The organism is Streptomyces sp. JH002 (genome assembly GCF_050916115.1).
GTDB classification, from domain to species: domain Bacteria; phylum Actinomycetota; class Actinomycetes; order Streptomycetales; family Streptomycetaceae; genus Streptomyces; species Streptomyces xiamenensis.
The window spans coordinates 3,863,582-3,876,535 of record NZ_CP087989.1; the positions used below are offsets into that span (position 1 = coordinate 3,863,582).

At 70.6% G+C, this 12,954-nt stretch carries 16 protein-coding genes and 1 tRNA gene; 6 read left to right on the forward strand and 11 right to left on the reverse strand.

Annotated elements, in window-relative coordinates; translation table 11 throughout:
- The first annotated feature begins 67 nt into the window (after positions 1–67).
- The 3 genes from htpX to H7827_RS17580 are packed head-to-tail and all read left to right on the forward strand — an operon-like array spanning position 68 to position 1,963.
- Positions 68–928 (forward strand): zinc metalloprotease HtpX, encoded by an 861-nt coding sequence (gene htpX, locus H7827_RS17570; protein ID WP_030736470.1) that lies wholly within the window; start codon positions 68–70, stop codon positions 926–928.
- 12 nt (positions 929–940) lie between these two features.
- Positions 941–1,345, forward strand: a complete 405-nt coding sequence (locus H7827_RS17575) for a YccF domain-containing protein (RefSeq protein WP_200366467.1) — start codon at positions 941–943, stop codon at positions 1,343–1,345.
- 57 nt (positions 1,346–1,402) lie between these two features.
- On the forward strand, positions 1,403–1,963 hold the full coding sequence (locus tag H7827_RS17580; RefSeq protein ID WP_432746417.1) for a hypothetical protein: 561 nt from the start codon (positions 1,403–1,405) through the stop codon (positions 1,961–1,963).
- On the opposite strand, the gene H7827_RS17585 is transcribed toward H7827_RS17580, so the two are convergent.
- Complete coding sequence (locus H7827_RS17585; protein ID WP_030736462.1) at positions 1,950–2,438, reverse strand: YajQ family cyclic di-GMP-binding protein; 489 nt, start codon at positions 2,436–2,438, stop codon at positions 1,950–1,952. The two genes, H7827_RS17580 and H7827_RS17585, sit on opposite strands and share 14 nt — an antisense overlap.
- A gap of 152 nt (positions 2,439–2,590) precedes the next feature.
- On the opposite strand from H7827_RS17585, the gene H7827_RS17590 reads away from it, so the two are divergent.
- Positions 2,591–2,672, forward strand: a tRNA-Tyr gene (locus tag H7827_RS17590).
- Between the two features lie 492 nt (positions 2,673–3,164).
- On the opposite strand, the gene H7827_RS17595 is transcribed toward H7827_RS17590, so the two are convergent.
- From H7827_RS17595 to H7827_RS17605, 3 genes are read right to left on the reverse strand one after another with little or no spacing between them, the layout of a single operon-like run.
- Entirely contained in the window at positions 3,165–4,199 is a 1,035-nt protein-coding gene (locus H7827_RS17595; RefSeq protein WP_432746419.1) for an alpha/beta fold hydrolase, read from the reverse strand.
- Between the two features lie 29 nt (positions 4,200–4,228).
- Positions 4,229–4,717 (reverse strand): DinB family protein, encoded by a 489-nt coding sequence (locus H7827_RS17600; protein ID WP_432746421.1) that lies wholly within the window; start codon positions 4,715–4,717, stop codon positions 4,229–4,231.
- Positions 4,718–4,746: 29 nt separating this feature from the next.
- Positions 4,747–5,367 carry an SAM-dependent methyltransferase gene (locus tag H7827_RS17605; protein WP_432746423.1) on the reverse strand — a complete coding sequence of 207 codons (621 nt, stop codon included), beginning with the start codon at positions 5,365–5,367 and terminating at the stop codon, positions 4,747–4,749.
- A gap of 105 nt (positions 5,368–5,472) precedes the next feature.
- Between H7827_RS17605 and H7827_RS17610 the strand changes: the two genes are divergently transcribed.
- On the forward strand, positions 5,473–6,069 hold the full coding sequence (locus tag H7827_RS17610) for a helix-turn-helix domain-containing protein (protein ID WP_386539703.1): 597 nt from the start codon (positions 5,473–5,475) through the stop codon (positions 6,067–6,069).
- A gap of 312 nt (positions 6,070–6,381) precedes the next feature.
- Here the strand turns inward: H7827_RS17610 and H7827_RS17615 are convergent, their stop codons facing one another.
- The 5 genes from H7827_RS17615 to H7827_RS17635 form a co-directional block, all read right to left on the reverse strand.
- Positions 6,382–7,866 carry a sensor histidine kinase gene (locus H7827_RS17615; RefSeq protein WP_386539704.1) on the reverse strand — a complete coding sequence of 495 codons (1,485 nt, stop codon included), beginning with the start codon at positions 7,864–7,866 and terminating at the stop codon, positions 6,382–6,384.
- Positions 7,863–8,555 (reverse strand): response regulator transcription factor, encoded by a 693-nt coding sequence (locus H7827_RS17620; protein ID WP_432052212.1) that lies wholly within the window; start codon positions 8,553–8,555, stop codon positions 7,863–7,865. The genes H7827_RS17615 and H7827_RS17620 overlap by 4 nt, the downstream gene beginning before the upstream one ends.
- A gap of 35 nt (positions 8,556–8,590) precedes the next feature.
- Positions 8,591–9,319: an ABC transporter permease gene (locus H7827_RS17625; RefSeq protein WP_432746426.1), complete on the reverse strand. Its 729-nt coding sequence runs from the start codon at positions 9,317–9,319 to the stop codon at positions 8,591–8,593.
- A gap of 137 nt (positions 9,320–9,456) precedes the next feature.
- Positions 9,457–10,374 (reverse strand): ABC transporter ATP-binding protein, encoded by a 918-nt coding sequence (locus tag H7827_RS17630; RefSeq protein ID WP_432746428.1) that lies wholly within the window; start codon positions 10,372–10,374, stop codon positions 9,457–9,459.
- A gap of 198 nt (positions 10,375–10,572) precedes the next feature.
- Positions 10,573–10,764: a hypothetical protein gene (locus H7827_RS17635; RefSeq protein ID WP_432746430.1), complete on the reverse strand. Its 192-nt coding sequence runs from the start codon at positions 10,762–10,764 to the stop codon at positions 10,573–10,575.
- Between H7827_RS17635 and H7827_RS17640 the strand changes: the two genes are divergently transcribed.
- Positions 10,757–10,918, forward strand: coding sequence for a hypothetical protein (locus H7827_RS17640; protein WP_432746432.1), 162 nt, complete (start codon positions 10,757–10,759; stop codon positions 10,916–10,918). The two genes, H7827_RS17635 and H7827_RS17640, sit on opposite strands and share 8 nt — an antisense overlap.
- Positions 10,919–11,005: 87 nt before the next feature.
- On the opposite strand, the gene H7827_RS17645 is transcribed toward H7827_RS17640, so the two are convergent.
- Together H7827_RS17645 and H7827_RS17650 are read right to left on the reverse strand one after the other, a co-directional pair.
- A complete protein-coding gene (locus tag H7827_RS17645) occupies positions 11,006–11,755 on the reverse strand; it encodes an SDR family oxidoreductase (RefSeq protein WP_432746434.1) in 750 nt (249 codons plus the stop codon).
- Positions 11,756–11,906: 151 nt separating this feature from the next.
- Positions 11,907–12,815: an AraC family transcriptional regulator gene (locus tag H7827_RS17650; RefSeq protein ID WP_432746436.1), complete on the reverse strand. Its 909-nt coding sequence runs from the start codon at positions 12,813–12,815 to the stop codon at positions 11,907–11,909.
- Between the last annotated feature and the right edge of the window lie 139 nt (positions 12,816–12,954).

The window sequence follows — 12,954 nt, forward strand, 5'->3', positions numbered from 1 at the left end:
CACTGTGAGTGGAGAAACTCTGTTATCCCCCGCTCCCATCCGCTCAGCACGACCAGGAGGGCTCACCGTGCACCGCCGGCACAACGGCCTGCGTACCGCCGCGCTCCTCGGCGGTATGTCGGCGCTGATCCTGCTCATCGGCAGCCTCTTCGGCAGGGGAGGCCTGATGATCGCCCTGCTGGTGGCGCTGGCCACCAACGGGTACGCGTACTGGAACAGCGACAAACTGGCGCTGCGCTCCATGCGGGCCCGCCCCGTCAGCGAGTTCGAGGCGCCGCAGCTGTACCGGATGGTGCGCGAGCTGGCCGGGGTCGCCCGGCAGCCGATGCCCCGGCTGTACATCTCCCCGACCGAGGCGCCCAACGCCTTCGCCACCGGACGCAACCCGCGCAACGCGGCCGTGTGCTGCACCGAGGGCATCCTGCGGCTGCTGGACGAGCGCGAGCTGCGCGGGGTGATCGGTCACGAGCTGAGCCACGTCTACAACCGCGACATCCTGATCTCCTCGGTCGCTGGCGCCATGGCCTCGGTGATCGTCTTCCTGGTGAACTTCGCCTGGCTGATCCCCATCGGCCGCGACGACGACGAAGGACCCGGCCTCTTCGGGATGCTCCTGATGATGATCCTGGGCCCGATCGCGGCCTCGCTGATCCAGCTGGCCGTCAGCCGCTCCCGGGAGTACGAGGCGGACGCCTCCGGCGCCCGGCTGACCGGCGACCCGCTGGCCCTGGCGAGCGCGCTGCGCAAGCTGGAGATGGGCACCCAGCGGGCCCCGCTGCCGCCCGAGCCGCAGCTGAACACCGCCAGCCACATGATGATCGCCAACCCCTTCCGGCGCGGCGAGGGCATGACCAAGCTGTTCGCCACCCACCCCCCCATGGCCGAACGCATCGCGCGGCTTGAGCACATGGCGGGCGGCCGTTACTGAGACGATGAGCGGATGCGGACTCTTCTCAATCTCATCTGGCTGATCTTCTCGGGCCTGTGGCTCGCGATCGGCTACGCGGTGGCCGGCCTCATCTGCTGCATCCTGATCATCACGATCCCGTGGGGCATCGCGTGCTTCCGGATCGCGGTGTACGCGCTGTGGCCGTTCGGCTATACCGTCCGGGACCGGCACGACGCGGGCGTCGCCTCGGCCCTGGGCAACGTGATCTGGCTGATCGTGGCCGGCATCTGGATCACCATCGGCCACATCGTCGCCGGCGTCACCTTCTGCCTCACCATCATCGGCATCCCCTTCGGGATCGCCCACTTCAAGATGGTGCCGGTCTCCCTGATGCCGCTCGGCAAGGAGATCGTCTCCACGGACGCCCCGGCCGCCTACCCCCACTACCGCTGGTAGTCATGACCTGCACGGGGCGCTCCGGCACGACTGACGGTCTGATGGAGGGGAGCACGGATGACCGCGGACAGAGGCATGCCGGCCGTTGCGATCCTGCTCTGGACCGCCCTCGCGGGGATGGTGCTCCTGGCCGCCGGGGCAACGGGGCTGCTGATCCACTCCGAGCGGGCCAATGACCGGCGTGAGAAGGAGGCGTTCGAGGCCACGGCGGAACTGGCCGAACGCTACATCGCGGAGGTCGCCCGCCTCGCGGCGGCCAACGGATTCCCTCAGGAAACGGCGGATCTCCACGGGGTGGCCGTGCCGGACACCCTGGTGCTCCACTTCACGCGGGACAGCGACCGGGCGGTGCTCGTGCTCATGGTGACCGGCTACTACGAACGGGCCATCAATCCGTTCGGCGGCTCCGTGAAGCGGTGCTTCCGGACGGTCTTCACGGGGCTGGACGAAGCGGCCGGAGACGGCTCCGTACGGGTGGAGACACAGTCCCACGGGGTGGGCCCCTGCCCGGCTTCCTGGCTGTCGCCCCCGAGTGATGAACGCCTGCTCCCCGTGGCCGTCCCGGACGGGGACGACCACGGGGAAGTGACGGAGCAGTTGTCGCTCAGCGGTAGTTGACGAACTGAAGGGCGAAGTCGAAGTCCTTCTCCTTCACGAGCCGCTGCACCTCCTGGAGGGCGTCGCGGCTCTTGGAGGAAACCCGCAGCTCCTCACCCTGCACCTGCGCCTTGACCCCCTTGGGGCCCTCGTCGCGGATCAGCTTGGCGACCTTCTTGGCGTCCTCGGTGCTGATCCCCTCCTTGATGGTGGAGAAGATCTTGTACTCCTTGCCGGAGGGCTGCGGCTCGCCGGAGTCCAGCGCCTTCAGCGAGATCCCGCGCTTGACGAGCTTGGACTGGAAGATGTCCAGGACGGCGTTCGCCCGTTCCTCGGCGTTGGCACGGATCTCGATCTTCTCGCCCGACCAGCCGATGGAGGCACCCACGCCCTTGAAGTCATAGCGCTGGGACACCTCCTTCGCGGCCTGGTTGAGGGCGTTGTCGACCTCCTGCCGGTCGACCTTCGAAACGATGTCGAAACTGGAGTCGGCCATGGTGTCACTGGCTCCTGAGGGCTAGATCGTCTGGGCTGGATTCCCGCACAGCCTAGTCACCCGCCGCGCCCCCACCCTCCGAACAACCGAGTGGCGAACCACCCCCGCGCATCAGGTATCGTTTACGACGTCGCCAGCGAGCGACAACCCCAGGCGGTGTGCCCGAGCGGCCAAAGGGAGCAGACTGTAAATCTGCCGGCTCAGCCTTCCCAGGTTCGAATCCTGGCGCCGCCACACTGGGAAAAGTGGCCCCTGACCAGCGGAAACGCGGTCGGGGGCTTACTTGTGTGCGGAGCGAGGGCCATTCGTCAAAAATGGCGCCCATGTCCCACTTTGCCGCGCTGAATTCTGCGTGTTGTCGGGCGTGCGTCTGGGATTTGTGGGAGAAGCAGAGCGCAGGAGGGCCCCACCTCACCGCTGGAGGCATTCCCGGCCCCGGTGGTTGGCGCCTGGGCGTAGGCCCGGAGCGGGACCTCGACGTTGTGGCCGGGCCGTTCCGTAGGACAGGCTGCGCCCGGGTGGGTGCTCCGGCCCCTGCCCGCATTTCCGTTGGGCCGGCTTCGGGCAGAGTGCCGCCGTCGAGAACCGACCGCCCCCCGCACGCGTCGGTCGCACCGCCGGCCCTCACGATGAACGCGGCCCCGAGCCTGGTACGGCGCTCCCTGCCCGTTCGCCGTAGCTCTATGGAAACAGGGCTCCGATGGTGCGGCGCTTGGGCCGGAGGCGTTACGACCGGGAGCCGCCGAGGAAGCGCAGCAACTCCGCCGTGACGAATGCAGGGTTCTCCTCGACCAGCCAGTGGCCCGCCCCGGGCACATCCACTGCCTGCACGATGTTGGTCATGTGCCCCGCCACGGTGGAGCGCACGCCCTCGAGCTGCCCCTGCGCCGTCATGAGCAGGGCCGGGACCTCCACCGGCGCGGCCGCTTCGGTGTCGGCGGCGTCCTGATCGAGGCTGCGGTAGAGCTCGAAGCCGCCCGACAGGACTTCGGGCCGGCTGTAGGTGCGCGCGTACTCGTCGATCTCCTCGTCGCTGAACGGCGACTCCTGCGCGGTGCCGCCGAACGATGATCCCTCGTAGGCGACCTGGGGGTAGAACAGTTCCAGGTAGTCGCGCACGTTGTCCCCGACGACGGCCTCGGGGACGCGGGGCTGGGAGTGGAAGGCGATGTGCCAGCTCAGGGTGCGGTACGCGGCGCCGTCCAGCGCGGGCCCGGGCAGCGGCAGGTCGAGGTAGCCGAGGAGTTCGGTGTCCTGGGGGAACTGGGCTGCGTACTGGAAGGCGACCGCGGCGCCGAGGTCGTGTCCGACGACCCGGGCGTCACGCACGCCGAGCTGCTCGGCGATCAGTGTGTGCACGTACCGTGCCAGGGTGGCCTTGTCGTAACCGGTCGGCGAGCCGGTGCTGTCGCCCAGGCCGGGGAGGTCGACGGCGTAGACGGTGTGGTGCTCGGCGAGTTCCGGCATGATCTCCCACCAGCTGTACCAGGTCTGCGGCCAGCCGTGCAGCAGTACCACCGGCGAGCCGCTGCCGCCCTTGACGTAGTGCATGCGGACACCCTCGACGTCGGCGAACTCGTGCTGGAAGGTGCCGGTGAACTCCGGGTCGTCGTGGGTGGCGGCGGCATGGGCGGGGACGCCGGCTTCCTGCGTGGCGCAGGCGGTGGCACCGGTCGTCAGCGCGAAGGCGAGCGCGGTGGCGGCCAGGGTGCGTGTGAGGCGGGACGAGCGGCGGCTGAAGTGTCGTGCTGCGGTGGTCATGTGTCCTGTGTTTCCGGTGCGGTGGTGGGTCAGCGTCCGGTGGTGCCGTCGGTCAGCTCGCGCAGGATGTCCGCGTGCCCGGCGTGGCGGCCGGTCTCCTCGATCATGTGGACGAGTGCCCAGCGGACGCTGGGAGCGGGTCCGCGCGTCGGCGGGCGGGGTACGGGCGAGTCGAGGCCGGTGCACCCGTCGAGGACGGCGTCGGCGCGCGCGACGGTCTGCCGGTAGCGGGCGACGACATCGGCAACGCTGTCCGCGGCGGGGGCGTCGAAGGTCGCCTGCCAGTCGGCGACCGCCTCCCCGAGGAACGTGGCCCGCTCGACGGCGGTGAGGTGGTGGAGCAGGCCGAGCAGGTTCGTGCCCGAGGGCGCTCTGTACGTGCGGACCTGCGGTTCGGGAGCGCCCTCGACCTTCGCGGCGATCGAGTCGCGCAGGTAGCCGAGGAATCCGCGCAGGACCTCGGTCTCACTGCTTCCGGTGCGGGGCGGCGGGGTGTCGCGGCGGTGGGCGGCGGTCATGGTGCCTTCTTTCGGTGGGCCGGGCAGGTTCAGCCGGCGCGGCGGATGACCAGGACGTGGTCGGTGACCTCGGCCGTACGTCCTCCCGGGCCGGTAGCGGTCCGGCGAGGTGCGGCGGCACGCTCGACCGCCCATGTCCCCGCGTCCAGCGCGATGCCGGCGGCGACCTCCCGCGGGGACGGGAAGCGGGCGTCCTGCTCCCATGACCAGGGAGCGGCCGAGCCGTGGTCGACGACCAGCAGCCGCCCGCCCGGGCGCAGGGCGTGCGCGGCCGCACGCAGCACGGCGGCCTTGTCCAGGTCGAAGGGGGTGTGCAGGTAGTGGGCGCAGACGAGGTCGAACGTGCCGCCGGGGAAGGTCTCGCGCAGATCGTGCCGCTCGGCCGCGACGCGCCCGGCCAGACCGTGCGAGGCGGCGAGGCCGGCCAGGCGCTCGACCGCCACGGCCGACACGTCGACGGCGGTGACCTGCCACCCCTGACGGGCGAGCCAGAGCGCGTCACCGCCCTCGCCGCACCCCAGGTCCAGCGCGGTGCCGGGCGGCAGGCCGGTGACCGTCTCGGTGAGCGTGACGTTCGGCTGCGGATCGGCGGGCGCCGGGCGGTCCGCGTACAGGCCGTTCCAGAACGCGGCCGCATCAGTGGTACTCATCGAGCGCTCCTCCTTCTCTCTTGCCGTTGTGGGGGAACGCGGCCCACTCTTGCCCGGCCCGTCGTGAATTGGCACGCCATCTTGCAGTTCCTGCAAGATGGCGTGATGAACGGTGAACCGGAGGACGCGCTGGGCTCCGTGGGGCCCCGGCTGCGGGCGCTGCGCCGCGAACGCGGCATCACCCTGGCCGCACTCGCGGCGGTGACCGGGGTCTCGGAGAGCACGCTGTCCCGGCTGGAGAGCGGGCGCCGCCGGGTGACCCTGGAACTGCTGCTCCCGCTGGCCCGCACCTACGACGTCCCCCTGGATGACCTCGTCGGCGCCCCGCGCACCGGCGATCCCCGCATCCACCTGAAGCCGATCCGGCGGTTCGGCATGGTGTTCGTGCCGCTGTCCCGGCGGCCGGGTGGCACCCAGGCCTTCAAGATGATCATCCCGGCGAGCCCGGAACCGCTGGTGCCTACGCCCCAGACCCACGAGGGATCCGAATGGCTGTACGTGCTCAACGGGCGGCTGCGGCTGCTGGTCGGTGAGCGCGACCTGGTCCTGTCATCCGGTGAGGCGGCCGAATTCGACACGGCGCTGCCCCACTGGCTGGGCAGCGCGGACGGCGGCGCGGTCGAACTCCTTGTCCTGTTCGGTCCGCAGGGGACACGTGCGCACCTGCGCGCCGGTCCCGGCCGGGCACCACGGGAACAGTGAACCAGGGGCAGCCGGCGGTGAGCTCGAGCGTTGTTCCCGGCCCCGGGACCTGGTGGGGGAATGACGTGTACGGCTGTGACGCGCCGGCCGTCGTCCCCTGCGCCCGGGCCGGACTGTGGGCCGGGCGCGGGGGTCCTGGCCGTCGGCGTCGTACGGATCGTCCACACCAACCGAACCCCGGGAAAGCCGCTGGGCGGGCGGGGATGCAGCCCGCGAGGGGGACCGACCGCCCGCCGTACCGGCGCCGGTGGTGAGCCCGTCATCGATGTTCGCGCTGGACGCCTGGGGCGCTGACGAGGCGAGCCAGGCGTTTCAGCGCTGCGGGGGCAACAGCACCCGGAAGGTCGCACCGGCTCCGGGCGCCGTGTGGATCTCGACGCGGCCCTCGTGGGCGCGTACGAGCGAGTCGACGATGGCCAGGCCCAGGCCCGCGCCGGCCCCGCCACGGGCACGGGCACGGGCCACATCCCCACGGTAGAAGCGATCGAAGGCCCGCTCGGCCTGTTCCTGGGTCATGCCGGGTCCCTCGTCCTGGAATTCGAGGACAGCGAGGCCGTCTTCGGTGCCGACACCGATGCGGACCGGAGCGCTGGACGGGGTGTGGGCGACGGCGTTGCCGATGAGGTTGGTCGTGACCTGACGGAGCCTGGCCTCGTCGCCGAGGACGGGTGCCGGGGAGGGTGGCCCGCCGCCGGGTCCGGTGAGGGTGACGGTACGCCGCGGGTCCAGGGCATGGAGGTCGTGCAGTGCGTCGACCGCCAGCGTCCGCAGATCCATGGGGGTGCGCCGCAGGGTCTGTGCGGCGGCGCCGTCCTCGTCGAGGCGGGCGAGGAGCAGCAGTTCCTCCACCAGGTCGACCAGCCGCGCCGCTTCGCGCTCGATGCGCCTCATCGAGGCGTCGACATCGTCCCGCTCGGGCATGCCGCCCATCCGGTACAGCTCGGTGAAGCCCTTGATACCGGAGAGCGGGGTACGCAGTTCGTGGCTGACGTCGGCGATGAAACGGCGCATGCGCTGCTCGGCGTCGGCGCGGGCGGCGTCGCCTGCCTCGATCCGGTCGAGCATGCCGTTGAGCGCCGTGGACAGCCGGCCGAGTTCGGTGCGGGGGGCGGCCAGCTCCGGGACCCGGCTGGAGAGGTCTCCGGACGCGATGGCGGCGGCAGTGGACTCGATCCTGCGCAGCGGTCCCAGCCCGGCCCGCACCGCGAACCATCCGGCGATGCCCAGCAGGGCCAGGACCGCCGCGTCGATGAGCAGCACCCGGCCGGTGAGGTGCCGCATGGACGCGTCGGCGGCGCTGAGCGATCCGGCCACCACCACGCTGCCCGTGGCCGTCCCGGTCTCGCTCGCCGTGGCCGGCACGGCCACGACGCGCCATCGGTCACCGCCGTCCGGGGATTCGACCGTGAAGAGGTCTCCGCCACGCTCCTCGACCGCGGCCTCGTCGAGTCGGGGCAGTGCCGGCAGCGGTCCCGTGGCGGCCCGCAGGACACGTTCGACATGGCCGCCGGGGCCGACGTAGACGATGTGGACGTCCCGGATCCACTCCTGCTCCACCAGATGGTGCACCTCCGGGGCGTCCTCACCGACCAGGTCCGGCAGCTCGGGCAGGCGGGTGATCACCGCGGCGACGCCCCGGATCCGTTCGTCCATCTGCTCGATGAGATCGCGTTGGAGCTGGCCGAGGAGCAGACCGTTGCTGCCGAGCAGCGCGGCGACCAGCAACAGCAGGGTGATGGCCAGCAGCCGGGCGCGCAGGGAGAGTCCCCGGCTTCGGCGGGTGCCCCCCGGGTTCACCGCGCCGGCCGGCGGAGCACGTAGCCGGTGCCGCGTACCGTGTGGATCAGTTTGGGCTCTTCGGTGTCCATCTTGCGGCGCACGTAGCTGACATAGGAGGCCACGATGCTGTCGTCACCACCGAAGTCGTAGTGCCACACCAGGTCGAGGAGCTGCTCCTTCGACAGGACCTGCCCGACGTGCTCCATCAGCACGCGCAACAGGTTGAACTCGGTGGGCGAGAGCGGGACCGCGCGCCCTGCGCGTGTCACCTGCCGGCTCTCGGGGTTGAGCGTGAGGTCACCGACGACCAGGAGCCCGTCCGGCTGCTGGCCGCTGGTACGGCGCAGGATGGCCCTGATGCGGAGGATCAGTTCCTCCAGGTTGAAGGGCTTGGTGACATAGTCGTCTCCGCCGGCCGTCAGTCCGCTCACGCGGTCCTCGGCCGCGTCGAGTGCGGTGAGGAACAGCACCGGTGGAGCGGTCGGCGGCGAGCCCTCCCGGCGTAGCCGCCGTACGACGTCGAAGCCGTCGAAGTCCGGCAGCATCACGTCGAGCACGATCAGATCGGGCCGCACCTGTTGCACGGCGGCGAGCGCCTCGGTTCCGGTCGTGACCGGTGTCACGGTGAAGCCGACCAGTCGCAGGCTCGCGGAGAGCAGTTCACGCAGCGTGGTGTCGTCCTCCACCACCAAGAGGTGTTCTGTCATGGCCGTTCCCTCCTGATCGGCTCCGTCCGATCTTCCTATGCGTCCCGTGTGCGGAAGGTGAGGAACGCAGCCGTCAGCAGGACCGCGACGCACCCGGCCAGCATGCCGAGGCCGGGCCACGGCTCCAGCAGCGCCGGATCGCGGTAGCCGGTCATGATCTGCCCACCCGCGGTGGGGGGCCAGTACTTCGCCGCCCAGTCCGCCAGGCGGCCCGGCAGCGCGGGCCCGAACGCCGGCATGATCAGCAACGCCGCGAACAGCGTGGTCACGGTGGCTGTGGTGCTGCGGATCAGGGTGCCCGCGGCGAGCCCGAGGAGCCCGGCGAGCGCGAGGAAGAGAGCGCCGCCGAGGATGGCACGCGCCGCGCCGGGGTCCGAGAGCAGCAGATACGGCGCGTCAGCGCCCCTGAGCGCCGCCTGGCCGGCCAGGAACCCGGTGAAGGTGGTCAACAGTCCGGTGAGGAAGGCGATCGCGGTCAGGACAACGGCCTTGGCCGCGAGGACCCGGCTTCGGTTCGGGACGGCGCTCAGTGTGCTGACGACCGTGCGGCTGCCGTACTCCGCGGTGATGATCAGGCCACCCAGGAGCGCGATGGTGACCTGAGCGATCAGGTAGCCCTTCAGGCTGAGAGCCAGCGGGTCGAAGGCGAGCTGGTCCGCGGCCGTCATGGTGGCGTACTCGCTCCCGGCGGACGAACCGTTGAGCGTCGCGAGCCCCGCGCCGAGAGCGAGTGTGCCGAGGATGACGTACAGGGTCGATCGCATGGAGCGGATCTTGATCCACTCAGCGTGCAGGGAGTGCCGGAACGCGGCCCGGCCCGCAGGTGGGCGGGCCGGCGACGGCGGCCGGTTCCGCACCCTCCGCCGGGGAGGGCGCGGCGCGCGGAGCAGGGTGGTGCCGTTCATCGGGCCACCTCCTTGTCAGAGGTGTACTCGACGCTGTCGCGGGTGAGTTCCATGAAAACCTCTTCGAGAGGGGTCTGCCGGACCGTCAGCTCGTGGAGTTCGATGCCTCCGGACGCGGCCAGCGCGCCGATCCCTGCGGCGTCGAGGCCGGTCACGCACAGGCGGTCCCCGCTGTCGGTCCGCACGACGGCGCCCGCTGCGGTGAGCCGGCGACCGAGCGCCTCCGCCTGAGGGCTGCGTACGACCACCTCCCGGTCGGAGTGCGCGTCGATGAACTCGGCCATGCCGGAGTCGGCGATCAGCCGCCCCCGGCCGATGACCACCAGATGGTCGACCGTGAGCTCGATCTCGCCCATCAGATGACTGGACACCATCACTGCTCGCCCTTCGGTGGCCATGCGCCGCATGAGCGTGCGGATCCAGACGATGCCCTCGGGGTCGAGCCCGTTGAGCGGCTCGTCGAGCACGAGGATCGGGGGATCTCCGAGAAGGGCCGCCGCGATGCCGAGCCGCTGCTTCATCCCGAGCGAGTACGTACCGGCTGCCCGCTGGGCCACGCCCGACAGCCCCACTTCTTCCAGGACCGTATCGACACGGCGGTGCGGGAGTCCGTTGCTCGCCGCGAGCGCCAGCAGGTGGTGGTAGGCACTGCGGCTGGGCAGCAGCGCGCCGGCGTCGAGCAGCGCGCCCACGGCCTTCAGTGGCACCGGCTGAGCGGCGACCGGCCGGCCGCCGACGGTGGCGGTTCCGGAGGTGGGTGTGTCCAGCCCCAGGATCATGCGCATGGTCGTCGACTTGCCGGCACCGTTCGGCCCCAGGAAGCCGGTGACCTCTCCGGGACGGACCGTGAAGTTCAGGCCGTCGACGGCTGTCACCTCGCCGTAGCGCTTGGTCAGTCCATGAACTTCGATCATTGAATCCTCCAGGTGCGGTGCTCGGATGGCACACCGCCGCGGTGCGTCCGGGACCGAGACTGCCCGCGGCGTCTGGGAGTACCTGGGGAATTCTGTGTGCCGCATGGGAGAAGTGGCCGCCGTGAGGCCGAAGACGGCCAGGTCAGGACGTACGGTCCGGGCCGGGGTCGCTCTCCGGGGGCAGGGCACACAGCGAACTCACATACCGGCGGCCGGCGGAATACCGGAGTGCCCCTCGCGGCAGGGGTGTGGGGTGGGCGGCCCCGGCCCGCCGATGGCCGCCGCCCGCAACCGGCTGAACTCCCTGAACGGCGCAATGGCCGATTCCGGGATCTGAGCGGGAACGCTGTCGATCGCCGCGTTCATCGCCGCGTTCATCGCCGTGTTCATCGGCGGGAGCGAGGCCGCGAAGGCCGCCGGTGCGTGGGAGTCGACGAGCGGGTTCCCGGTCGTCGACCCCGCCGACCTCGCTTCGGTCTACTGGGAGATGTACACCAAGCGCGACCGTGTCGAGGTGCTCCACCCCGAGTTCAGGACCGGCTGACGCACGAACCCTCTCGGGGGTGGGAGCACGAGGCACACCTCAAAGCGGTCGAACCGTCCCGCGCCGACCGGAGCCGTACGCGCGCGGTCACTTCGCTTCGGCGAGCCGGACCGCGTCGGGGCCGGCGGGGAAGTGCAGTTGGCCGGTCGTGTCGTGGACGGCTCGCCACACCGTCTCGGCGACATCGCTCTCCCGCGTGAAGACCGTCTGGGTCGTGAAGTCGCCCATGGCCCGCTGCGCGAACGCCGCGTAGGGCGCGGGGACCAACTGGTCCGGGGTGGCGCCGTTGGTCGCCCTGGCGGCGAAGCCGGTCGTCAGGCAGGCGCCGGGCTGGACGGTCTTGGCTCGCACGCCGAAGGGCTCGAGTTCGAGCGCGAGGGATGAGGTGAAGCCCTCGACGGCCATCTTGCTCGCCTTGTAGAGGGCCGAGAGCGGCATGTGCCCCAGGACCACGCTGGAGGTCACATTGACGATCACGCCGGAGCCGCGCTCGCGGAACCGGGGCAGCACCGCCTGGGTCGTCGCCATCGCGCCGAAGGTGTTGGTCTCGAAGACCTCCCGCACGCGGGACATCGGGGTGCCCTCGAACACGCTGATCGAGGGGATGCCCGCGTTGTTGACCAGAGCGTCGATGGTGCCCGCCGCCTCGAACGCGGCGGTGATGCTCTCCGGGTCGGTCACTTCGAGTTCGATGACGCGCAGCCGGTCCGACTCGGGGAAGACGTCAGCTCGCGGGGTACGCATCGTGGCGATGACGTTCCAGCCCTGGGCGTGGAAGTGGCGGGCGGTCTCCCGCCCGTACCCGGAGGAGGTGCCGGTGACGAGTACGGTCTTCATGGTGTGCTCCTTGCGATGCGGTGGGACCTGCGGAGGAGGACTCTTCCTGCTTTCCAGGGGAGCCACTGATTCCATTGCACCGCTTTGACCTGCTGAAATGGTAGAACTTTCCTCCCTTCCTCTTGCACGATCCTCCTTCGTGCCGCGTCACTCAGGAGAGGGCGCCCGCGGGTGCGCGCACGGCGTGCCGCAGGCGGGCGGCGTCCCGGCTCGGAGGGGCGCCGAACTGGCGGCGGTACTCGCGGCTGAATTGTGACGGGTTGTCATAGCCGACGCGCTGTCCGACGCCGGTGACGTCGCCGGGATGGGTGGCGAGCAGCAGCCGCGCCTCCTGAAGCCGGATCTGCTTCTGGAACTGGATGGGGCTCATCGCGGTGACCGCCTGGAAGTTGCGGTAGAAGGCGGAGACGCTCATCCCGGACATCCCGGCCACGTCCTCGACGCGGAAGGGCTGGGCGTAGTGTTCGCGGATCCAGCGCACCGCTCGCGCGATATGGCTGAGGCCGCTGTCGGCGAGGCCGAGCTGGCGGACCGTCCCGCCCTGCTCGCCGGTGATCACCCGCCACAGGATCTCCCGGGTGATCAGCGGGGCCAGTACCGCCTGGTCATGGGGTTCGTCGAGCAGGCGCAGGAGCCGTACCACCGCGTCGAGCAGCGCGGTGGAGGCGTCGCTGACGGCGATCCCCGACGGGGCTCTGCCGCCCGTCCGGGTCGCCTCCCCGGGGCCGGCCCGCAGCAGCAGTTCGGCGACGACGGACGGTTCGAGCACGAGGCCGAAGCCGAGCGCCGGCTCCTCGGGGCTGGCCCGGATGAACTGCCCGGTCACGGGCAGGTCGACGGACGCGACCAGGTACTGCCCGGGCCCGTACTCGAACACCCGCTCGCCCAGCGCGAGGCGTTTGGCGCCCTGGGCGATCACCGCGAGCACCGCCCCCGACATGGAGGGAGCCGGCGGATCGGAGCGGTCGACCCGTGAGATGAGGACGCCGTCGATGGCGGTGGTCCAGTCGGGGCGGGCGTGCCGGGCCAGCAGGTCGCGGAGCTCTTCGAGAGGGTGCATCTCCCCATTGCAGCACCATCCAGGGCGCAACTCCTGTGAGCGAGAGGATCGCGCAAGTGCGAAAGAGCATCGTTCTAGCGTTTGTGCAGGTCAAAGCGATTTCATGGAATCACCACGCTCCAACGATCCGAGAGAAGGA

Coding starts and splice junctions, on each gene's coding strand:
- H7827_RS17575 (WP_200366467.1), top strand. CDS start 941: ATGCGGACTCTTCTCAATCTCATCTGGCTGATCTTCTCGGGCCTGTGG.
- H7827_RS17580 (WP_432746417.1), top strand. CDS start 1,403: ATGACCGCGGACAGAGGCATGCCGGCCGTTGCGATCCTGCTCTGGACC.
- H7827_RS17585 (WP_030736462.1), bottom strand. CDS start 2,438: ATGGCCGACTCCAGTTTCGACATCGTTTCGAAGGTCGACCGGCAGGAG.
- H7827_RS17595 (WP_432746419.1), bottom strand. CDS start 4,199: ATGACCACCGCAGCACGACACTTCAGCCGCCGCTCGTCCCGCCTCACA.
- H7827_RS17600 (WP_432746421.1), bottom strand. CDS start 4,717: ATGACCGCCGCCCACCGCCGCGACACCCCGCCGCCCCGCACCGGAAGC.
- H7827_RS17605 (WP_432746423.1), bottom strand. CDS start 5,367: ATGAGTACCACTGATGCGGCCGCGTTCTGGAACGGCCTGTACGCGGAC.
- H7827_RS17610 (WP_386539703.1), top strand. CDS start 5,473: ATGAACGGTGAACCGGAGGACGCGCTGGGCTCCGTGGGGCCCCGGCTG.
- H7827_RS17620 (WP_432052212.1), bottom strand. CDS start 8,555: ATGACAGAACACCTCTTGGTGGTGGAGGACGACACCACGCTGCGTGAA.
- H7827_RS17625 (WP_432746426.1), bottom strand. CDS start 9,319: ATGCGATCGACCCTGTACGTCATCCTCGGCACACTCGCTCTCGGCGCG.
- H7827_RS17630 (WP_432746428.1), bottom strand. CDS start 10,374: ATGATCGAAGTTCATGGACTGACCAAGCGCTACGGCGAGGTGACAGCC.
- H7827_RS17635 (WP_432746430.1), bottom strand. CDS start 10,764: ATGAACACGGCGATGAACGCGGCGATGAACGCGGCGATCGACAGCGTT.
- H7827_RS17645 (WP_432746434.1), bottom strand. CDS start 11,755: ATGAAGACCGTACTCGTCACCGGCACCTCCTCCGGGTACGGGCGGGAG.
- H7827_RS17650 (WP_432746436.1), bottom strand. CDS start 12,815: ATGCACCCTCTCGAAGAGCTCCGCGACCTGCTGGCCCGGCACGCCCGC.